At 66.9% G+C, this 20,745-nt stretch carries 21 protein-coding genes and 2 tRNA genes; 7 read left to right on the top strand and 16 right to left on the bottom strand.

The features are described 5' to 3' along the window. Positions 1-64: 64 nt before the first annotated feature. Both M3C17_RS06050 and M3C17_RS06045 read left to right on the top strand, forming a co-directional pair. A complete protein-coding gene (locus M3C17_RS06050; RefSeq protein WP_259976755.1) occupies positions 65-613 on the top strand; it encodes a helix-turn-helix transcriptional regulator in 549 nt (182 codons plus the stop codon). Continuing rightward, the gene (locus tag M3C17_RS06045) at positions 613-1,857 is read left to right on the top strand and encodes an MFS transporter (protein ID WP_259976754.1); all 1,245 of its coding nucleotides are present in this window, start codon (positions 613-615) and stop codon (positions 1,855-1,857) included. Before M3C17_RS06050 ends, M3C17_RS06045 begins: the two co-directional genes overlap by 1 nt. Before the next feature lie 58 nt (positions 1,858-1,915). On the opposite strand, the gene M3C17_RS06040 is transcribed toward M3C17_RS06045, so the two are convergent. Next, a tRNA-Glu gene (locus tag M3C17_RS06040) sits at positions 1,916-1,988 on the bottom strand. A gap of 151 nt (positions 1,989-2,139) precedes the next feature. Between M3C17_RS06040 and M3C17_RS06035 the strand changes: the two genes are divergently transcribed. Beyond that, positions 2,140-2,778: an MBL fold metallo-hydrolase gene (locus M3C17_RS06035; RefSeq protein ID WP_259976753.1), complete on the top strand. Its 639-nt coding sequence runs from the start codon at positions 2,140-2,142 to the stop codon at positions 2,776-2,778. Continuing rightward, positions 2,775-3,308 carry a GNAT family N-acetyltransferase gene (locus M3C17_RS06030; RefSeq protein WP_311198430.1) on the top strand — a complete coding sequence of 178 codons (534 nt, stop codon included), beginning with the start codon at positions 2,775-2,777 and terminating at the stop codon, positions 3,306-3,308. Before M3C17_RS06035 ends, M3C17_RS06030 begins: the two co-directional genes overlap by 4 nt. Here the strand turns inward: M3C17_RS06030 and pepN are convergent. From pepN to M3C17_RS06015, 3 genes are all read right to left on the bottom strand, one after another. Further along, positions 3,305-5,791, bottom strand: a complete 2,487-nt coding sequence (gene pepN, locus M3C17_RS06025) for an aminopeptidase N (protein ID WP_259976752.1) — start codon at positions 5,789-5,791, stop codon at positions 3,305-3,307. The two genes, M3C17_RS06030 and pepN, sit on opposite strands and share 4 nt — an antisense overlap. A gap of 137 nt (positions 5,792-5,928) precedes the next feature. Next, positions 5,929-6,963 carry a DNA topoisomerase IB gene (locus M3C17_RS06020; protein WP_259976751.1) on the bottom strand — a complete coding sequence of 345 codons (1,035 nt, stop codon included), beginning with the start codon at positions 6,961-6,963 and terminating at the stop codon, positions 5,929-5,931. Positions 6,964-7,047: 84 nt separating this feature from the next. Beyond that, a complete protein-coding gene (locus M3C17_RS06015; RefSeq protein ID WP_259976750.1) occupies positions 7,048-8,442 on the bottom strand; it encodes an MFS transporter in 1,395 nt (464 codons plus the stop codon). Between M3C17_RS06015 and M3C17_RS06010 the strand changes: the two genes are divergently transcribed. The 3 genes from M3C17_RS06010 to M3C17_RS06000 all read left to right on the top strand — a co-directional run bounded on the left by M3C17_RS06010 (position 8,441) and on the right by M3C17_RS06000 (position 10,976). Further along, entirely contained in the window at positions 8,441-9,280 is an 840-nt protein-coding gene (locus M3C17_RS06010; protein ID WP_259976748.1) for a hypothetical protein, read from the top strand. The genes M3C17_RS06015 and M3C17_RS06010 overlap by 2 nt on opposite strands. A gap of 304 nt (positions 9,281-9,584) precedes the next feature. Further along, the gene (locus M3C17_RS06005; RefSeq protein WP_311198429.1) at positions 9,585-10,364 is read left to right on the top strand and encodes a class II glutamine amidotransferase; all 780 of its coding nucleotides are present in this window, start codon (positions 9,585-9,587) and stop codon (positions 10,362-10,364) included. A gap of 195 nt (positions 10,365-10,559) precedes the next feature. Further along, a complete protein-coding gene (locus M3C17_RS06000) occupies positions 10,560-10,976 on the top strand; it encodes a hypothetical protein (protein WP_259976746.1) in 417 nt (138 codons plus the stop codon). 131 nt (positions 10,977-11,107) lie between these two features. Here M3C17_RS06000 and M3C17_RS05995 read toward each other — a convergent pair whose 3' ends face one another. The 12 genes from M3C17_RS05995 to gltX all read right to left on the bottom strand — a co-directional run bounded on the left by M3C17_RS05995 (position 11,108) and on the right by gltX (position 20,737). Beyond that, on the bottom strand, positions 11,108-11,368 hold the full coding sequence (locus M3C17_RS05995; protein WP_259976745.1) for a DUF3892 domain-containing protein: 261 nt from the start codon (positions 11,366-11,368) through the stop codon (positions 11,108-11,110). A gap of 92 nt (positions 11,369-11,460) precedes the next feature. Continuing rightward, positions 11,461-11,616, bottom strand: a complete 156-nt coding sequence (locus tag M3C17_RS05990) for a hypothetical protein (protein ID WP_022894611.1) — start codon at positions 11,614-11,616, stop codon at positions 11,461-11,463. A gap of 67 nt (positions 11,617-11,683) precedes the next feature. Then, a complete protein-coding gene (locus M3C17_RS05985) occupies positions 11,684-12,697 on the bottom strand; it encodes an ImmA/IrrE family metallo-endopeptidase (RefSeq protein ID WP_259976744.1) in 1,014 nt (337 codons plus the stop codon). Beyond that, a complete protein-coding gene (locus M3C17_RS05980; RefSeq protein ID WP_259976743.1) occupies positions 12,694-13,359 on the bottom strand; it encodes a hypothetical protein in 666 nt (221 codons plus the stop codon). The genes M3C17_RS05985 and M3C17_RS05980 overlap by 4 nt, the downstream gene beginning before the upstream one ends. A gap of 2 nt (positions 13,360-13,361) precedes the next feature. Continuing rightward, positions 13,362-13,880, bottom strand: coding sequence for an RNA polymerase sigma factor (locus M3C17_RS05975; RefSeq protein ID WP_259976742.1), 519 nt, complete (start codon positions 13,878-13,880; stop codon positions 13,362-13,364). Between the two features lie 161 nt (positions 13,881-14,041). Then, entirely contained in the window at positions 14,042-14,602 is a 561-nt protein-coding gene (locus M3C17_RS05970) for a GIY-YIG nuclease family protein (protein ID WP_259976741.1), read from the bottom strand. A 153-nt stretch (positions 14,603-14,755) separates the two neighbouring features. Beyond that, the gene (locus tag M3C17_RS05965) at positions 14,756-15,952 is read right to left on the bottom strand and encodes a TIGR02391 family protein (protein WP_259976740.1); all 1,197 of its coding nucleotides are present in this window, start codon (positions 15,950-15,952) and stop codon (positions 14,756-14,758) included. 11 nt (positions 15,953-15,963) lie between these two features. Then, a complete protein-coding gene (locus tag M3C17_RS05960) occupies positions 15,964-16,332 on the bottom strand; it encodes a hypothetical protein (protein ID WP_259976738.1) in 369 nt (122 codons plus the stop codon). Positions 16,333-16,507: 175 nt separating this feature from the next. Continuing rightward, positions 16,508-18,328 (bottom strand): hypothetical protein, encoded by a 1,821-nt coding sequence (locus tag M3C17_RS05955; protein ID WP_259976737.1) that lies wholly within the window; start codon positions 18,326-18,328, stop codon positions 16,508-16,510. After that, on the bottom strand, positions 18,319-18,927 hold the full coding sequence (locus M3C17_RS05950) for a hypothetical protein (RefSeq protein WP_259976736.1): 609 nt from the start codon (positions 18,925-18,927) through the stop codon (positions 18,319-18,321). Before M3C17_RS05950 ends, M3C17_RS05955 begins: the two co-directional genes overlap by 10 nt. 130 nt (positions 18,928-19,057) lie before the next feature. After that, a tRNA-Gln gene (locus M3C17_RS05945) sits at positions 19,058-19,132 on the bottom strand. 99 nt (positions 19,133-19,231) lie between these two features. Continuing rightward, positions 19,232-20,737, bottom strand: a complete 1,506-nt coding sequence (gene gltX, locus M3C17_RS05940; RefSeq protein ID WP_259976735.1) for a glutamate--tRNA ligase — start codon at positions 20,735-20,737, stop codon at positions 19,232-19,234. Positions 20,738-20,745 lie beyond the last annotated feature (8 nt).

Genomic DNA, 20,745 nt, shown 5'->3' with positions numbered 1-20,745 from the left:
CGCGTCTTTCCGAGGTATACAAGAACTCTTGTGCTCCTGACGCCGCGCCCATAGCGTTCTCGTCGTGGAAGACATCTCCGTGATCACCGCCGTGCACCACCCGCTGCGGCGCCGCATCTACGACTACCTGCTGCTGCACGGCTCGACCCAGGTGACCACGCTCGCCCGGGCGCTGGACAGCCAGGTCGGCAGCATCAGCCACCATCTGCGGATGCTCGAGCGCGCCAGGGTCGTGGAACGCGCCACCGACCCGACAGGCGACCGCCGGACCAGCTGGTGGACGATCGCCCGCCGCGGGCTCACGTGGTCGGTGGACGACTACGCCGACTCCCCCGCGGACGCCCTGCTCGCCCGCGAAGCCCAACGCCAGGGCATCCGCATGCAGATCGAACGACTGCAGCGCTGGCAACGCCGACGGAGCGACCCGGAGCTCGCCGCCTACGACGCCTCCAACACGGAGACCACGGCGTGGGCCTCGCCGGACGAGCTGCGCGACCTGTCGAACCGGATCCTGCGGACGCTCCGCGACTGGCAGGCCGACATCGACCTGAACGACGGGCAAGAGCGGACCCCCGTCTTCGTCTTCGCCCACGCCTTCCCCACGGAGCCGTGATGAACGTCCTGACGAGCACCCCGGTCGAGCTCGCCGCACCGCCGCCGTTCCGTCGAGACCGCCTGGTGCATGCGTGGATCGCCGTGAAGGCGCTGTCCGACGCGGGCGACGCACTGTGGACCATCGCCCTCGCCTGGACCGCGGTGCAGGTCGCCTCCCCCGCGGTGGCGGGGCTGATCGTCGCGGCGGGCACCGTCCCCCGTGCCGCGGTGCTGCTGTTCGGCGGCGTGCTCGCCGATCGCGCCGATGCCCGACGCGTGATGCTCCTGTGCAACCTGCTGCGGGTCGCCGTGCTCGTCTCGGTGGCGGTGTGGGTGCTCGCGACGCCGCCGGGCGTCGCCGTGCTGCTGTGCGCCGCCGTGGCCTTCGGCGTGTGCGATGCCTTCTACGAGCCGTCCGCCGGCACCATCGCCAGGCAGCTCGTCCGCACCGAGGACCTGCCCTCGTACGGCGCCGCCGCACAGACCGCGTCGCGACTCGGGACGATGGGCGGCGCCGCACTCGGAGGCGTCCTGGTGGCGCACGCGGGACTCGCCGGGAGCGCCGCGGTCAATGCGCTCACCTTCACCGCCGTCCTGGCCTTCCTCGCGCTGTGGCTGCGGCCCCGCTTCCGACTGGCGAGAGCTCCCCGCAGCTCCACGCTGCGCGGCATCGGGCAGGGCTTCGCGCACCTCGCCGCGCAGCCGACCACGCGCACGCTCGTGATCGCTCTCTCCGGTCTGAACCTCGCCGTGGGGCCGGCGGTCGGCATCGGCCTCGCTCTGCGTGCGCACGACGAGGCATGGGGGGCGCAGGCCGTGGGTCTGTTCGAGGCGCTGCTCGGACTCGGTGCCGCCCTCGGCGCGCTCGGAGTCGCACGCTGGCGCCCCCGCTACGAGGCACGCGGCGCGTTCGCGGCACTCGTCGTGCAGGGGGCCGGCATCGTGGCGCTCGGCCTCGGTCCCGCGTGGTCCGTCGCCGTGGCCGCCTTCCTGATCGGCGCCACGGCGGGTTTCGCGTCCGTGCTGCTCAGCGCCACGTTCTCGGCGACCGTCGACACCGCCTACCTCGGCCGGATGGGGGCGATCACCCGGCTCGGAGACGACTGCCTGATGCCGCTCGCGATGGCCGGCTTCGGCGCCCTCGCCTCCGCCACCGCGCTGTGGGTGCCGTTCGCGGCATACGGCGGCGCGATGGCGGTGCTCATGATCGTGCCGCTCAGCACCCGGCGGTTCCGACGGCTCTCACTCCGCGCGACGGAGTGAGGATCACTCCCGGAGACGACGAAAGCCCCCGGCGAACCGGGGGCTTTCGGGTGTTGTGTGACCCCAGCGGGATTCGAACCCGCGTTACCGCCGTGAGAGGGCGGCGTACTAGGCCGCTATACGATGGGGCCGTCTTGCGGAGCGTTTCCGTCCCGCGACAACCGTTCAAGTATGCCACGGCGATTCTCAGTGCGCCAAATCGAGGCGACCTGAGCGCGACGCCCGGGCGTGGCGCGCCGATTCCGTTTGCCGCAGGACCCTTCGGAGCGGTTGACTCGACTCATGCGCGTCACCAAGTTCGAACATGCCGCCCTCCGCCTCGACCAGAACGACGAGACGCTCGTGATCGATCCCGGCTCGTTCACGGCTCCCCTGCACGACCTCAGCGGACTCGTCGCCGTCGTGATCACGCACGAGCACCCCGACCACTGGACGAGCGAGCACCTCGACCGGATCCTGCGCGCCGCCCCCGGGACGCCCGTGTTCGGTCCACAGGGCGTGGCGGACGCCGCGGAGGGCTACGACATCACCGTGGTCGCCCCCGGGGACACGATCACGATCGGCCGCTTCACCCTGCAGTTCTTCGGCGGCGCGCATGAGGTGATCCACTCCTCCATCCCGACCATCGAGAACGTCGGGGTGCTGGTCAACGACGTCTTCTACTACCCCGGCGACTCCTACGCGGTCCCGGAAGGTGTCGAGGTCGACATGCTCGCAGCCCCGCTCGGAGCGCCCTGGCTCAAGATCGGCGAGGCGATGGACTACGTCCTGGCGGTGCGTCCGCGTCGCGCGTTCGGCACGCACGACATGACGCTCTCCGTGATCGGGAAGAACATGCACCGACAGCGCCTGCAGTGGGCCACCGAGCAGGGCGGCGGCGAGTTCCACGTGCTGGAGCCCGGCGACACGCTCGACCTGTGAACGCCCCGAAGCGCCTGCTCCCCCGTCCCACCGCCCGGCTGACGTTCCGCGAAATGACCGCGGACGACCTCGATCACCTGTCCGCGCTGCTGGGCGATCCCGAGGTCATGGCGTTCTACCCCGCCCCGAAGTCCCGCGACGAGAGCGCCGCGTGGATCGCCCGGATGCAGGAGCGGTATGCCGCCGACGGGCACGGGCTGTGGATCATCGAGACCCACGACGGCGACTTCGTCGGCGACTGCGGGGTCACCTGGCAGTCCGTGAACGACACGCCCGTCCTGGAGGTCGGCTACCACGTCCGGCGGGAGCGACAGCGTCAGGGCTACGCGACCGAGGCGGCACGTGCGTGCGTCGAGCTGGTCGCCCGCGAGTTCGCGCCCGTGCTCCTCACCGCCATCATCCACCCCGCCAACGACGCCTCGCGTCGGGTGGCCGAGAACCTCGGCATGACGCACATCGACGACGACCGTGCCCATCCGTGGATCGTGCGCACCGTCATGGGCATGACGGTGTCGCCGACCGCGGACTAGCCCTGAGCGGCCCGCACGCGCAGGTCGCGCGCGAGGTGATCCCGTTGCTCGATGACGAGCCGGCGCAGCGCTGCCGGGGCGTCCGCGTTCGTCTCGACCCACGCGTCGACGAGCTCCAGGGAGTCCGCCGCAGGGAAGAGGCCGACCACGAGGCGCTTAGCGAGCTCGATGCTCCGCGTGCCCCAGGCGTCGCGGATTCGGTCGAAGTACTCCGCGTCGAAGGCGCTCGTGAGGTCGCGTCGACCTCCGGCGCGGAAACCGGCGATCTCGGCGTCGAGATGATCGTTCGTGAGCGAGACGTCGTCCCACGCGGCCACCCAGGCGGCAGCGCGCACGGCGGACTCCGGCTGCGAGGCCCGCGCACGGCGGGCCGCCGTGCGTCCATCGCCGGTGTCGTCGCGCTGCTCCTCTGCCGCGATCTCGGCCAGGTCGGCGTGGCCGGTCGTCACCAGCGCCGTCAGCAGCTGCCAGCGCAGATCCGGGTCGACGACGAGGCCCTCCGGTGTCTGCCCGTCGAGCATCGCGCGCAGCTCGGCGTGACGGGTGTCGTCGTATGCCGACGCGGTCGCGAGCGCGCGTGCCCACGACAGCTGCGCATCACTCCCGGCCTCTGCGCTCTGCAGTGCGGTCCACACGGCCTCGGTCCAGGCGCGCTGCTCCTCCTCGCGCCGCGCGTCGGCCACGAAGTGCCGCAGGGCGAACACCGCGTCCTGCAGCGCCGCGGCCAGCAGCCCCCCGTTCGGCTCCGCCGGCGCGTGCGTCCGCACGATCGCCAGGAAGCGCGACGGGTCGAGCTCGCCGTCACGTGTCGCATTCCACAGCGAGGACCACACGAGCGCCCGCGCCAGCGGATCCTCGATCGCCGACAGCGACTCCTCGACCGTCTTCAGTGACCTCTCGTCCAGTCGCGCCTTAGCGTAGGTGAGGTCGTCGTCGTTGAGCAGCACCAGGTCGGCCTCGGGCAGTTCGACGTCCGCGCGCTCGCCGATCAGGTCGAGCTCGCGCTGCTCGCGGCGCACGATGCGCCCGTCGGTCCTGTCATACAGGCCGATGCGGAGTCGGTGCGGGCGCACATCGCTCTGCACGAGCTGCTGCCGCCCCTCGTCGTCCGTCTCCGTCCAGATGGTGGAGACCCCGGTCGTCTGCAACCAGGCCGCCGCCCAGTCGCTCATATCCCGCCCCGACACTGCGCTCAGCTCGACGAGGAAGTCCTCGAGGGTCGTGTTGCCGAAGGCGTTCGCCGCGAAGTAGCGGCGTGCGCCCTCGAAGAAGGCCTCGTCCCCGACGAAGGCCACGAGCTGCTTGAGCACGGAGGCGCCCTTGGCGTAGGTGATGCCGTCGAAGTTGAGCTTCGCGGCCTCCAGGTCGGTGATGTCCGCGACGATGGGGTGCGTGGTGGGCAGCTGGTCCTGCTGATACGCCCACGCCTTGCGCCGCATCGCGAACGTGACCCAGGCGTCGTGGTACCGCGTCGCCACGGCGGACGCGTGGGCGCCCATGTAGTCCGCGAACGACTCCTTGAGCCAGAGATCGTCCCACCACGTCATGGTCACCAGGTCGCCGAACCACATGTGCGCCATCTCGTGCAGGATCGTGTTCGCGCGGGAGGCGCGCTGCGCCTCGGTCGCGGCGCCGCGCGACAGGTAGGACTCCGTGAAGGTCACGAGCCCCGGGTTCTCCATCGCGCCGAGGTTGTACTCCGGCACGAACAGCTGGTCGTACTTGCCCCAGGGGTACGGGTAGGCGAAGGCGTCGGTGAAGAAGTCGAGCCCCTGCCGGGTGACCTCCAGGATCTCCTCGGCCTCCAGGTGCTCGACGAGCGACTGCCGCACGAGCACACCGAGAGCCACCCGCTGCTCGTCGCCGCGCTGCCACTCCCCGTCGACTCGGGCGTACGGGCCCGCGGCGACGGCGGTGATGTAGCTGGAGATCGGCAGCGTGGGGGCGAAGGTCACGCGCTGCACGCCGACGCCCAGATCCACGTGGGCGGGCGACTGGTTGGACAGCACCTCCCAGCCTGCGGGCGCGTCGACGACGAAGGTGTATTCGGCCTTCATGTCGGGCTGCTCGAAGCACGCCATGACCCGACGGGAGTCCGCCGGCTCGTACTGCGTGTACAGGTAGGTGCGGTCGTCCGCCGGGTCGTGGAAGCGGTGCAGACCCTCGCCGGAGCGGCTGTAGGCACCCACCGCCTCGACGCGGACGACGTTGGACGCGGCGAGCCCGCGCAGCGCGATGCGCGCCCCGTCATAGACCACCTCGACGTCGGAGTCGTTGACCACGACGCGCTGGACCTGCTCACCGAGGAAGTCGAGCCAGGTCGACTCCTCGGTCGCGTCGAACTCGAGCGTCGTCACGGTCGGGAACCCGGTACGCGCCCGCTCGGGTGCGCCGGTGAGGTCGAGCTCGACGCGGATGCGGTGCAGGGTGATCGCCGCGGATCGCGCGGCGGTCTCCTCGCGGGTCAGGTTGGCGGTGTCCATTCCTCCATCCTGGCATCCTGCCCCGGCCACCGTGACCGCGTCGCGATCCACGCCCCGGCGGGCCGAGGCCCCGACTCGGCGTCGAGGCGCAGCGACGTGCGCTGCGGAGCCCCGCGACGACCCCGCCGCGGCCGTGCTCAGACAGCTCGTGCGGCTGCGGAACGCCGACGCCGCGACGACCCTCTCCGGTCGACCTTGTGCGAGGTCTCCGGTCCGCCCAGGAGCCTGCGGATCGCCGTCTCCGGCGACACGTCCAGGTCGAGCGTGCGGCCGCGGGCATACTGCCGGAACACGCGCGGGTCGATGTAGCTGTTGCGCGCCACGGCGGTCGTGTTGCCGAGAGCCGTGGCCGCGGCCTGCACGGCGAGGCGTTCGGCCTGGCCGCGCTGGCCCTTCCGGTCGAGCGGACCGATGCGTGCCAGGGCGTCGGCGGCGATGATCGTGCCGTGCAGTGTGCGGAAGTCCTTCGCCGTGAAGCTCGCGCCCAGCACCTCCTTCAGGTACGCGTTGACCTCGGCGGGGGTGATCTTCACGCGGCGACGCCCCTTCCGATAGGCGAGAAGGAACGCGTTCGAGGCACCGGTCGCGAAGTCGGTGAGCGCGTCGGCCAGCGACTCGTCCTCGATCTCGATCGAGGCCGTCCTGCCGCTCTTGGCGGGGAAGGACAGCGCGACGTCGCGCCCGTCGACGCGGACGTCCCTCCGCCGCAGCGTGGTCAGGCCTCTGCTGCCGTGACGGGCGAGATAGCGTTCGGACCCGATCCGCAGCGCCGCATCGTCGAGCATCCGGAACGCGATGGCGAGGGCACGCTCCCTGGTCTGCCCGTCCTCCCGCAGTGCCCTGGTGACCTGCGCTCTCGCGCTCGGCAGCGCGGCGGCCAGATCGAGTGCGCGCACGAACTTGCGCCGGTCGCGCGAGACCCGCCAGAGCGGGTGGTACAGGTACTGCTTGCGTCCGGCACCGTCGATGCCGACGGCCTGGATGTGCGCGAGGGGGTCGGCGGCGATCCACACGTCCGTCCAGGCCGGCGGGATCACGAGATCTCCGATGCGCTCCCGGTCCGCCTCCGGGGCGGGCGCCCCCGCCGGGTCGACGTAGCGGAATCCCGAACCCGTCCGCTGCCGCCGGAACCCCGGATCCTGCCCTGGTACCACCCTGATGAGCTTCGCCATTCGCGCCCCTTCCTCCGTCTGCTCTCACGATGGCCGCTGACGCGGCAACGCCGGAAGGGAGTGGCGTCGGCGGGGTGGCTCGTGCTATCCGCCCGCCGAGCGTGCCTCGGTGCTCTCCGCCGAGGCGGGCGTCGGCCCGTCGAGCTCCTCCGAGCGCTCCGCGGCGGCGCCGTTCGCCGCAGCCGGCACCACGCGTTCGAGCACGAGCGCGAGCGCGCCGACCGCCAGGGCGCCCGCGACCATGATCGCGATGTACCAGCCGCTCGCTCCTGCTCCGAGCAGCAGCCCGGCGACCAGCGGCCCGGTGATGGCACCACCCTGGAAGGCAGCGGAGTTGAGGGCGTTGTACCGCCCCCTCGTGCGGTCGGTGGCCAGGTCGTTGTAGATCGCGGGGATGGTGGGCTGCATCATCGTCTCCCCGAACGCGAACACGCCCATGAACGCGATGACGGCGATCGCGGCGGTCAACGACTCCGGCAGCAGCCCGGCTGCGCCGAGCATGACCCAGGAGACCGCCCAGATGATGGCCATGACCTGCATGACCCTGGTGCGGCGGCGTCCGGAGATCAGGCGGAGCACCGCGAACTGCAGCAGCACGATCACGGCCGTGTTCACCGCGAACGAGATTCCGATGACCTGCGTGGACACACCGGCCAGTTGCCGCGCGAAGGCCGGGAAGCCTGCTTCGAGCTGCCCGTAGCCGATGAACACCGACAGGAAGGTGAGGAGGGTGAGCCACAGCACGGCCGGTCGCCGGACGATCTCCCGGTATCCCCCTGCCGCATCGGCCACGGGGTCGTGCTCCGCCTGCGTCCGTACGCGCCGCAGGGGGCCGAGCAGCAGGGCGAGCGGGATCAGGCTCGTCGCCGCGTCGATGAGGAAGATCGCGGTGAAGGTCCCGGGGTCGGTGACGTCCACGAAGAACCCGCCGATGATGCCGCCGACACCGATCCCGAGGTTCACGAGCGCGAAGTTGACGCCGAAGTACTGCTGCCGCACCTCGCCATCGACCACCGACGCGATCAGGGCGTTGAAGCCCGGCCACGAGACGCCGAAGTTCACGCCGATCAGCACCACCGCCACAGCGGCGACGCCGGGGTGGGTGGCGAACGCCAGCAGCGTGCATCCGGCGATCATCGACAGCAGCCCGACGATCAGCACCCGCCGCGCGCCGAAGCGGTCGATGAGCGTGCCGCCAGGACCTGTGACGACCAGCCCGGTGACCGCGATCAGGCTCATCAGCGCGCCGGAGAGCCCGAGGTCGAACCCGCGGACCTCGTGCAGATAGATGATCGAGAACGGCAGGGTCATGCCGCGTCCCAGCGTCTGGATGGCCACGGTCGACAGCAGCCAGCGGCCCTCGGTGGGCAGGGCGTTCCAGAAGGAGCTCATTCCGATCACCTCGGTATTGTTCCAGCCCCCACCGACATCGGCGCCGCGCACGGCCGATCCTGCTCCTAACCGATATTCTGCGAACATGGCGCTGTCATTCGAGGAGTTCCACTCGTCCCTGCTGAGCAGCGAGGCCCGACGAGAGCTCGGGATCCAGCTCACCGACGACGAGGCCCAGCGGGTGCACGCCGACGACCGGTCCAGCCGCAGCTGGTACGACTACTGGATCACGATCAGCGGGCAGGGCACGCCGCCGGCCGCGACGACCGCCGCGACCGTCCCGCTGGGCGGGCACGACGTGCCGACCGCGGCCGCTGCCGCCCCGCCCGCGGCCTACGGCGCGACTCCCACGGCATACGCGACCGGGGCGGCGCCGTTCACGACCCCGCCGCTCGACGGCACCGCCACCGCGACCGGCACTCCCCCGCGCAAGAGCCGCGTCGGGCTGTGGGTGACGCTGTCGGTCCTCGGCGCGCTCTTCCTCATCGCGGCGGTCGTCACGGCGTTCGCCTTCGCGACCGCACGGCACTGGACCAAGGTGGACGTGCCGGAGAAGCCGGAGACGTTCCACAGCGAGGAGTACGAGACCGGTGCGTACTTCGTGACGGACGACGGCGTCAGCCCGTGCTACATCGACCAGGACTGGACCGACTGCATCGGCGCCATGGAGGCCCAGTACGCGGCCGCCTGTGCAGGCGTCGAGCTCGTGCCTTCCGCCGCCGACCTGTGCGCGCAGCACCGCGCCGAGATCGACCGCATGATCGCGGAGGACGTCGACGGCACCTACGTCGCCTCGCTCGGCGACTTCGGCCATCTCACCAGGACCCCGGAGACCGCGACGCGCCAGGTGTCCAACGACGATTACGAGCCCGCCGTGACGCACGAGGCCGTCTGCTACCTCGGCTTCCTCGGAGAGTGCGAGTAGAAACCGCGCCCCGGGCTTTTGAGCGGTGACTGGCCGGAGGTCACCGCAGCTGGATGACGTCGCGGACATCCGGCGATTCCCGAGGATCTCACCCCGACGGAGGCGAACACCAGTCCCTGGCGCGTCCGTGAGGTCATCTGTAGCATCACCCCCGACGGATGACGACGCGGCAGCCGAGCGGCCGTATCGTCGGGCCAGGACCCGAACGGGTCGGGGATGAGGTGTCGACATGTGTCGGTGGCTGGCGTACTCGGGAGAACCGCTGCACCCGTCGGAGGTGATCCTCGACACGCGACATTCCCTGGTGGCACAGTCACTGGACTCGCCGCTCGGCGCGGAGACCGTGAACGGAGACGGCTTCGGCCTCGGCTGGTACCCCGTGTCGAATCCGGACGATCCGGGCAAACAGCCTCCGAAGCCCGCCCTGTTCCGCAGCATGGAGCCCGCCTGGAACGATCAGAACCTGCGCGAGATCTCCAGCACGATCCGCAGTCCGCTGTTCCTGAGCCACGTCAGGGCAGCCGCCGGACCCCCGGTCCAGCAGACCAACTGCCATCCGTTCCGGCACGCGAACTGGCTCTTCATGCACAACGGCGGCCTGGCGGACTTCCTGACGGTGAAGCGCGACCTCACCCTCGCCGTCGACCCCGCGCTGTACCCGGAGATCCAGGGCACCACCGACTCCGAAGTGCTCTTCTACCTCGCTCTGACCCTCGGGCTGCAGGACGATCCGATCGCAGGGATGGAGGCCGCGATCCGGGAGGCCGAGCGGATCGGGCACGAGCACGACATCCGCTTCCCGGTGCAGGGCACCTTCGCGGTCTCCGACGGCATCACGCTGTGGGCGTTCCGCTATTCCAGCGTCGGCCGCTCGCGCTCCCTCTACCACTCCGCCGACATCGAGACGCTTCGTCAGATGTACCCCGACGCCGAGCGTCTGCGGGCGTTCGGTCGTCGAGCCCACGTCATCGTCTCCGAGCCGCTGAACGACCTGCCGGGGATGTTCATCGAGGTTCCCGAGTCGACCGTCTCGATCCTCGACGACACGGGCTATCGCCATGAGCCCTTCCTCGACGCGGCATGACGGACCCCGGCTCCGATACGCCTGTCCGTGCCCTGAGGGCCATCCGCATCGAGGAGGAGCTGCACCTCGTCGACGCCCGGACCGTGGTCGTGCGCCTCGACTGACACGCAGGAACGACAGAAGCCCGGACCCCGCATTGCTGCGGATCTCCGGGCTTCTGTGAAGTGCTGACATAAGAGACCTCTGCTCGAACCATTGGAACTTGCCGTTCACCCGGTGGATCTTCAGAGTCTCGCTATCCCAGGCGGTCGCGAGGATGGTTCGAACCCAGCACCGACGTATCGCGCTCAAGCGCTGCCCAAGCGACTAAGCGCGGAGAAGATCGAAGAAGTCGTGCGGCGGTACGAAGCAGGTGAGAGCGCTCGATCGCTCGCAGCCGAGCACAGCGTCGCCGCGTCAGCGCTCATCCGCCTCCTGCGCGAGAACAACGTAGTGGTGAGGAGGCGGAAGGTAACGGACGACGCAGCCCATGCAATGGCGCGCGACTATGAAGCGGGGGCGACCATGACCGACCTCGAGGACAAGTACCGCCTGTCGCACGGCGCGGTGTACCGCGCTCTTCACCGCGTCGGGGTCGAGCCCCGGGCCAGTGCGCCCCGCAAGAGGCAATGAGCCGGGCTCACGGGCCTCGTGCGAAGCACCTGTCAAGAGCGCGCGACTTTCGGTGGGCCCTGTGCCCCGCTTGAGAACCAAGAAGGCACCAGCGGAATCCGCTGGTGCCTTCTCCGCGCTCCCGGACGTGTTCACAGGTCCGGAAGGTCGTCCAGGTTGTTGCGAGTCGTGTTGTCGCGATCGGTGCGCAGGTACTTGCCAGTTGCGCCGTTGACGACGCGGATCTCCGTCCGCTTCTCCGGCCACTGCACGTGGTACGTGTGGATGCCGTACTCGATGTCGCGGATGGCGTCGGCCTTGGCACGCGGTGACCAGAACTGGCCGGGGTTGCCGATGGCCGTGATGTCACCGTCGCGGTTCTTGCGGGAATGGGTTACTCGTCGATCTGCCATGATCACTCCTTCTCTTGATGGCGGCATGAGATGGGGGTCGAAGTGACGGGTGGAGCCGGCCTACGCACGCGGCACGGCCAGCCCCACCTCACTCACTTTTCGTTGCGGACGCCCTTGTGCTGGTTCGGGCTGCCGTTCATGATGCGGCCGGTCGAGGTGTCGCGCTTGAACCAGGTCTTGCCGACCTGGAACTCGCTACGTCCCTTGACCGCTCCGACGCGGTGGCCGCGTCCCGTGTTCTTCGCCACTTCCGGCTCCATCTCCGGAGCTGACCGTCAGCCCCTCACCAAGTAGTCGGAGCAGAGGGCGAAAGAGTTAGCGGCAGTTCTCGCAGAGGCCATCCACGAGCAGATGTCGCTGCCACAACGTGAAGCAAGCAGCGCAGCTCTCCTCGGTCTTGGCGGCACGGTCGCATTTGCAGTTCCCGCAGGCCGGGCAGAATCCCTGTCCGCATGTCGGGCATGGGTAGCCGCGGAACGTGCGCTCTTGGCCGCAGCAGTGGACAGTCAGGAGCGGACGAGTGTCGAAGTCCCGCGGTTGGATGACATAGCTGGGGTCAACTTTCCAGATGTCTTCACCGGCAAGCACTGCGATGATCCGCCGGTCGTCGGCAACAGCGTCGGCGTAGAACTCGGCTGTACGTCCCCAGGAATCGCGCCATGTGATCCTCCGAGTGAACGACGAACCGGGAGCGAACTCTCGCAACGCGTGCGCCTCGGGAATGACCTGTCCACGCCACGGGTAGACCTCGGGCCATCCATCGTCCGGGCCCGGCCGGATGCTGGCGTGATGGACCTGGCCATCGAACCGGTCGATGAGAACGACGGCACCGAGACCGCGAATGTGCCGGGCGATGGCGATGGCGCAGGCCTGATAGCTCGCTTGGCTTGAGTCGAAAAGATCCTGCACATGATGTGCGCGCACAATGTCGGTACCGACGACATCGCTCGTGAGCGCATCCGGCAGGAGCAGGCGCTGCGCAATCTGGTCACAGACCGTCTCGAGAAGAGACGTCGGGTCCGCTTGATCGGCGATCCAATCAAACAGTCCTTGGTCCTTCTCGACGATCCAATGGCCGAGCTCGTGCGCGAGGGTGAAGTTCTGCCGGCGGCTGTTTGGTGTCGGCGCATAGAGAATGACGCCGTCCTCCAGGAACGACATGCCGTCGCAGAATCCTCCATCGGCGCGCCTATTCGCCAACGTCTCAACAGGGCGAATCGTGAGGCCGAGCTGCGTAGTCAGCGCAGCTTCCGGATCGAGCGTGAACTGTTCCTGGGTCTGCGCATCGAGAGTTCCGACCGCACGTTCGATCCAGGGCTCGAGCTTCACTGGTCTGCGGAACTTTCCACGGCGGTGACCATTGCCTCGAGCGAGTCGAGCAAGATCTCCTCGTCTGGGGCGCCACCGCGGTGTACGGCCACCAGCATGCGGGATTCCAGCGCTGAGGCGGCAAGATCGACGGTAGTGCCTTGGATGCGCGCCCAGCGTTGGGCGAGATTCTTGAAGGTCGCGGATGCTATGACGGCAGCGAGCTTGGCGCGCTCGGGATCCTCACGGTTGCGACGACGCAGTCGATCCGAGTCGGTGCCGGTTTCCTGAGCAATCGCATTGATCAGCGCCGGCACCTGAGGAGCGTTGCGACCACTCTCCCAGGCGAAAACATCCTTGCTCGAGACATCCCACCCTCGAGCGGTCAACCGAGCGGCAAGAGTGCTGACGGTGAATCCCGCTTGTTTGCGCGCCGAAGCCAGAGCCTTGCCGTCGAGTTCGATCTCCGGGTCCGGAACCAGTCCCAACATCGCGGCAACAGGGTCGTCCGCGAGCGGTGGAGCGCTCTGCTCACTCTCCCAAGCCAGGTCTGCAATCTCGAGCACTCCTCGCAACTCCGGGTCTCGCTCTAGGTACGGGGCGCCAGCGTCGAGTGCCGACCGACCGTTCCGCCCGTCGAGGATCTCTCCGATCTGATCGTCTTCGTTCCTGTCTGAACTCATCGTCACCCTCCTTCCGTTACCGCCGTGTTGATTTCTGTCAGGACTTTGGTCGCAATCTGACTCACCCTTGCCGGCGTCACACCAAGCTCCGCTGCCACCTCAGCCCTCGGCCGTTCGAGCACGACGTACTGCGCGAGCACGTAGTGCGCCCGTGCGTCGAGCTTGGCCTTCGCGATTGCCGCACGCACCAACGCCATCTTTTCGAGGCGTTCGAGCACTTCCTCCATATCCTGCTCGCTGGCCGACGAAGCACGTTCTTCCTCAAGCACCGCGCCCTTGACCATCGCGGCCGAGCCGACCATGTCCAAACCTCGGCGCTTCGCCGTCGCCACGAGCAGGGCTTCCCAGTTACGGGGCGTTTCGGTCGGCGGTGACTTCATAAGCGAGACCATCGCATCCTGCACGGCGTCGTCCGCGAGGTCGACCCGCCCGCTGCTGCGCAGCACACCTTTGGCGACCCTGAACATCGCGTCGCGATGCTTCTGGTACAGAGCCGCCCAGTCTATGGAGGCGTCGGCCATCAGGCCGTCCTCTTCTTTCTCGCACGCATCGCGCCACCTCTCCACCCGCACCGCTGGTCGGTGCTTACAAGGTAGTCGGAGCAGGGTGCTGCAGAGTTAGCGTGTGGGCGCGTGTCGGACTCGTCGGCGACTTATCTGGCATGGCCCCGCGACGCCGTCCGTCAGTTTCGGTTCAGCCCATGCCTCCGGCTGTCGAGCGCGACCTTGAAGTGGCTCTCCAAGGCATCGATAGCGGAAGTTGGCGTCGATGGGTCGAAGACTCGTAGCAGCGAATAGCGGAAGCTCGACGGATCGAGGCCGCGGAGCTCGACGTTGCCTCCGTGACCGTTGGTCGCATATACGGTCCAGCGCTGGCGAACGTTCTCTTCGCCGTCCGCCTTGCCGACGTAGTGACGTCCATCGTGGGTGTCCGTGATCAGGTAAATGCCGACGAGGGACGGAAGGGCTGTCCGCCACGAGGCATAGCGGTGCTCCCGCATAACGGCCTGAAGCTGCGGGTAGTCGAGAACGAGCCGATCGAACCCAGGGAAAGGCACCGGCTCGGCGTCGGCGATATCCTTCACCGGGTAGCTCGCGGCGGTACTGGCTCGCATCCACCAGGTGCGCGGGGACCGCCAGCCGATGACAAGACGCCCATGCAGATCCGCCATGTGTTCGGAGACGATCATGTCGAAGATGCGGCGCACTCCGTCGTTGGCGAACTCGCTGCGATTCTCGACCACTGCCCAGAGCCGAGCCTGGTCACCGCCCTCACGGATGAAAACGACCCAGAAGCGCGGAGGGTCGGCTGGGAAGCGCCGAGTGTTGGCGGATTACCAGCGCGTCCGATAGGTCGATGCGCGCGTCGAGCAGGATCGGGCCGAGCGTCAACGCCATCAGCCCTCGCCCCACTCACGCCGCTTGTCTGTCATCCAATCGCTTGCGCGACTCGAAATCTTGGCCGCATCGAGTTGTTGGATGTATTCAAGGAATTGGAGCATGCCAGCTTCCTGGCTGTTCCCTCGATGGTCGATCGTCGGGTACTCGAGGAGCGCATCGATGTCGGCCTGAGTCAGTTCCTCAGCGACGAGCTCGAGCCGCATCAACATGATGTTGCTGTGATCGTAGGAAAGTGTGAAGTCTGCCTCTTGGAGCCATTTCGACTTCAGCACCTTCCGCACTGATGACGATGCCAACCCCGCAGGAAGCGTCAGCGCGTCGATCCACCTGCCGCCTTCGAATGCACGATAGAAGCGGGTCACCGAGTAGCCGCGGCGCGTGGCAGTGACGAGCTCCTCGATCTCCGTGATCAACTCCTCACTGACGTACTTGGTGATCAGGTCGTAGGCGAGGCTCGCCAGCGCGATGTAGTGGATTGCGAGGTTCGGATCGATCGGCGACGCAGGCGTATGTGCCTTCTCGTTCCTAAGGTGCTGAACGCCGAGGTGCAGGTACCCGATGCCTCGGAAGAAGTCCTTCTCCGCATCACTTGACGCTGCTGCCTTGCCGAACAGCGCCTTCCAGTGCCCCTCATTTTGGGCGCTGCTATTGAAAACGTCAGTGGCCCGCTCTTTGCCGGTGATGTCTCGAAGCTTCTCCCGCACTAGCTTGTAGGACTCCTCAACGGCGTGGAAGTAGTCCCCAGTCGTAAGGTATCGCTCGATATGCGAGTAGATGTCCTCGTGGATTTCGATCTGGATCCGGTTCGCATTGACTGTCGCTTCGGTCGTGAAGCTGGCGGCAGTCCCAGCGTTGGCGACAGGATCTGGAGCAGGTGCCAGCTCAAGCGCGATCGAGCGTAGACGAGCGAGCTGGTCGGGGCTCATATCGATGCTGGAGTTTCCCGCTAGTTGCTTTGCTTCGACGTAGTCGGCGAGGGCGATGAACGATGTCGCGACCTCGTCGTCGTCAGCGCTCTTCCAGAACGCGCGAAGCCTGTTTGCTTTTGAGTCGCCGAAGCCGGGGTACCGCTCCGCGTCGTAGATGTCGATGTTGAGGTCGCGAAAGAAGTTGGCGAATGAGGCGTTACTGAAGTCCAGAACCTGTCCGCCAGACATGCCGAGTACCGGCTCGAGGAAGGTCTTGTGTGCCACGCTAAGGCTGCTCATGCGTGGTCCTCCCGACGCTCCTGTCGTGATTGCGGCGCTAGCACCCATACCGCGTTGACAGCAGCGACGAAGGCGGTCCGGGCGACGGTCATGTACGCCGTTGGGTACATCGTGCTGGTCGCTCGCATCGCATCGATCGCGAAGTCGAGAGGTTCAGAAGCGATGCACATCGAGTACCAGATCGGGTTCTCGACGTTGAGCCCGTTCACTGAGTCGGCGGCCAGCGAGCTACCTGACTCGGGCGATTCTGGATTCTCTGCGCGGCGTCGCCAGGCCTCGACAGCCGTCGACATGCGTCCTAGACGCAACGGCCACCCAGCGATGTCGTCTGTCGGACGCTTCTGCTTCGGCCGGCGCTTGGTCATGCTCGCACCCTATCCGCAAGACTCAAGTGCGCCAGTGAGGCCATGTTCCGGTGTCGAGCTTCAGAGCTAGCGAGCTTGCTCGACTGCGTCGGCGAGCCAGCCGATCTCGGGACGTTGCGGCGACGAACGTGCATCAATGAGACCCAGCTGCGGACCTCGACCTCGCTGGGCCCAGTCAGGATCTCGCGGCTTCCACGGCTTCGCTGGTACTCGCGCTCCGTAGCGTCCAGATCGGCCAATCCTTCATCTCGTTTAGCGTGTCGTCGGCCAACCTGGCGATGAGGTAGTCCGCCTCGGAGTGCTCGCCGAGGAGCAGTGCACACGCCACTTCGAGCTCGGCCGCGCGTTGACCTCCGTCGCGAACGACCGATCGTCGGAGTTCGCGGATCGCGTCCAGGTCCGCAGGAGCTAGAGTCGCGATGCGCTGGCGAATCTGCCAACGGTTGATCAGGTGGGTCGGGAGTTCTCCCTCGTGTTCGATCACCCATTCGTTGAGGGTATCGGCTGCGCCGAGGAATTCTGACCGCCGCTGATTGTTGGAGTCGGCTGCCCTCAGGAGTGCCAGCACCTGATGATTCGCGAGGTTGGTGGTGCGCTCGGCATCGACGATCGCGTCGTAGGCCCTGACTATCGAGTCGAGACGCAGATTCAGAATCGTCGACAGCTCGCCCTTCTCAAGGACGTCGTAGACCGTCACGGGGAACACCTTCGTCGCGTCGTCGTCAGCCGACCAGCGGAACAGGTGCGGTGCCTGTGGGTCAAACGGATCGACGAAACGCCACTTGTCTGGGGTGTCGCCCTCGAGGATGATGAGCATCACCGCTCCGCGTCCGAGGCTGAAAAGACCCCGAGCAACCTCCCCGTCGGGATTAGACACTTGTTCACCATGGATCAAGGCGCGATGGAGGGTGTGGATGTTCCGAATCTGCACGTCGTCTACGGCATCCAGATCAACGAGAGAACCGTCGATGTTCAGGTGCCTGAAAAGCTCGTCCATCATGTGAATCAGACGGAGTTGACGTCGGAGCTCCACGAGGTCGGTTTCACTGGAATCGCTAATCACTCCCAGCGGCGTCATCTTCTTGTTAACTTCGATCCCACCGGTATCTAGGAAGCCTTCGATGAATCTCGCAGCCTTGAGGCGGTCGGCGAAGCTCCCTTCCTCTGAGAAGGCAAAGTTCCATAGTCTCTGCTCGTTTGCCTCGGTCATCGTGAGACTGAGACCTGGGGCAAGCTTGAGGACGATTGATTTGGGGTCGAGTTGCTGCCGCGTCACGCGGGTGTAGCTCACTCCACCTGCGGCGAGGACGACGTCAAAGGGTTGCTCCATGTACAGTCCCGGATAGATGTGAAGCTCGCCTCCCATAGGAACCCGCATGCCACCGTCCGTGACGAGCTCCACCGCGTAGTCCAGCTTTCGCGGACGAAGGACGAGCGGTTCATCGAAACAGAGATCGCTGAGGGTGTGGACAGTGATGCTCTGCATCTTCTGGAACAGTGCGGGGTCGAAGCCGAGCGACGGATTCTGGTCACGGGTCTTCAATGCAAGCCCAAGAATCCGCTCTATCTCGTTCGTGTTGTTGCGGAACTTCTTGAAGTCGACGGCAACGCTCGTTTGCTCCTCCGGTGCGCTCCGCAGGTAGTCCTCGATAACGAACGGCGACAGGATCGCGTAGTACGGAGTACTTCGCTGCCCTTGCCGGTCGACGGCGACGTAGAAGTAGAGGACCCCCGATTCCTTCTGAAAGCCGAGTAGATCGGTGCGATCGATGCCGAAGGTCAATTGATCTGCAAGCTTCCCAGAACGAGTGCGCCCCTTGACCTGTACGGGAACCCGGCCGAGGAAGTCCGTCTTGTTCTGACCGAATCCCCCATACAGATCGACATGGCCATCGGTGAAGGGCGTCTTGTCGTTCGAGCTGATGAACGCTTTCAGATGGGGGCAGCGCGCAATCATGTTCTGGATCTTCGTAACGGCAAGGGCTTCTACGTCCACAGCTCCCATCCTGGCAGTCGCCACGGACACCGATCTCGGGCACCAGCGACATCGGCCAAATCAAGAAGGCGACGACCGACGCCGCCAAGCAACGTGGCGAATGCAAGACGCCCTGGCTCCGCGTCGAGCAGGTCGAAGCCGAGATCACACCCGTCGTAGCTGGCGAACGCCTTGACCTCGACACCATCGATAGCATCCGCGAAGACCTGCAGGCTGCGATCAACAACCTCCTCGCTTCCGATCGCGATGCCAAAGCACAGCTCACCAGGCAACTGCGAAAGCTTGAGGCACAGGAGGAACGGCTCATCGAGCTCGCCGCGACCGGCACCCTTCCGATCGCGAAGATCCGCGAACGGATCGAACGCACGACGCTCCAGACGGAAGCAATCAAGGAACAGCTCGACGTCACGCTCGACCGGCTTCAGTACGGTGCCGACACCGCGCTGGCCTACATCGACCTTCTCCGCGAGCCGGGCAACCTCTACGAGCGAGCCTCGGACACGGTGCGCCGCGACCTCATCACCGCATACTTCAGCCGCCTGATCATCCGCGTCGAGGACAATCGCGTGCAGATCACGGGGCGAGCGCACCCAGGCCAACCGCCAGATCCGTGAACTTCAGGGCCAGCGCGCACTCGAAGAGCGGAAAACAAGAACTCCCCGCCCGAAGGCAGGGAATTCAGAGAAGTCAAAGCTAGTTCATTTGACCATGGTTCGAGTAAGAACCGTGTGGCTGGGGTACCTGGACTCGAACCAAGAACAACTGAACCAGAATCAGCCGTGTTGCCAATTACACCATACCCCAAGGGCGAAACCGGGGCCTCGCACCGAGAGTCAAGCTTACCCGAGCGGCGACGTATCGCCAAAACCACCGGCGTGAGCCGCCGCTCGGGCGCGTCGCGACTCAGCTCGTGAGGAACGCCGACAGGCCACGCAGCCGACGCAGCGACTCGTCCTTGCCGAGCAGCTCCATGGACTCGAACAGCGGCGGGGAGACGCGGCGGCCGGTGACGGCCACACGCGGCGGCCCGTAGGCGACCCGCGGCTTGAGCTCGAGGTTCTCCACGAGCGCGGTCGCCAGCGCCTCCTGGATGTTCTCGGGCGTGAACTCGGTCACGGGCTCGAGCGCCGCGACACACGCGTCCAGCACCTCGGCCGCGTTCGCGGGCAGACCCTTGAGCGCGTCCGCGTCGTACGACACCTCGTCGCGGAACAGGAAGCCGACCATGCCCGGCACCTGGCCCAGCAGCTGCACGCGCTCCTGCACCAGCGGCGCGGCGCGGAAGGCCAGCACGAGCTGCTCGTGCGTGGGCTCGTCGAACAGCCCCGCGGCGGCGAGGTACGGCACCGTGCGCTCGGCGAAGTCCTTCACGTCGAGCATGCGGATGTGGTCCCCGTTGATCGACTCGGCCTTCTTCTGGTCGAAGCGCGCGGGGTTGGGGTTGACGTTCTCGATGTCGAACGCGGCGATGAACTCGTCGAGCGAGAACACGTCTCGGTCCGGACCGATGGACCAGCCGAGCAGCGCCAGGTAGTTCAGCAGGCCCTCGTGGATGAAGCCCCGCTCCCGGTGCAGGAAGAGGTCGGCCTGCGGGTCGCGCTTCGAGAGCTTCTTGTTGCCCGTCTCCCCCAACACGAGCGGCATGTGCGCGAACCGCGGCACGAACGTGGTCACCCCTGCGTCGATCAGGGCCGCATACAGCGACAGCTGCCGTGCGGTGGACGGCATCAGGTCCTCGCCGCGGAGCACGTGCGTGATCCCCATGAGCGCGTCGTCGACCGGGTTCACGAACGTGTACAGCGGCACCCCGTTGGGGCGCACCACCACGAAATCGGGGAACGAACCCGCGGGGAAGGTGACCTCGCCGCGGATGAGGTCGACGTAGGTGAGGTCCTCGTCCGGCACCCGCAGTCGCAGCGCGGGCTGACGGCCCTCCGCGCGGAAGGCCGCCTTCTGCTCCTCCGTGAGATCGCGGTCGAAGTTGTCGTAGCCGAGCTGCTTCGCGCGGCCGTTCGCCTCGTTGCGGGCGTCGATCTCCTCGGCCGTCGAGTAGCTCTCGTATAGGGCGCCGGTCGCGAGGAGCTTGTCGATCACGCCGCGGTAGATGTCGTGCCGCTCGGACTGACGGTACGGGGCGTGCGGCCCGCCCACCTCGACGCCCTCATCCCAGTCGATCTCCAGCCAGGTCAGCGCGTCGACGAGCTGACGGAAGCTCTCCTCGCTGTCGCGGGCGGCGTCGGTGTCTTCGATCCGGAACACCATCTTCCCGCCGTTGTGGCGCGCGTACGCCCAGTTGTACAGAGCCGTGCGGACCATGCCGACGTGCGGCAGCCCCGTCGGAGAGGGGCAGAAGCGGACGCGCACGTCAGCGCCGCTGGCGGTCGTGGTGAGGGGATGCGGAGTAACCATAGCCCTTC

The sequence above is a fragment of the Microbacterium sp. p3-SID336 genome (assembly GCF_025143365.1).
Taxonomy (GTDB): Bacteria; Actinomycetota; Actinomycetes; order Actinomycetales; family Microbacteriaceae; genus Microbacterium.
Note: the sequence above shows the minus strand (reverse complement) of the source record. Positions and strands in the feature narration are given on the sequence as shown.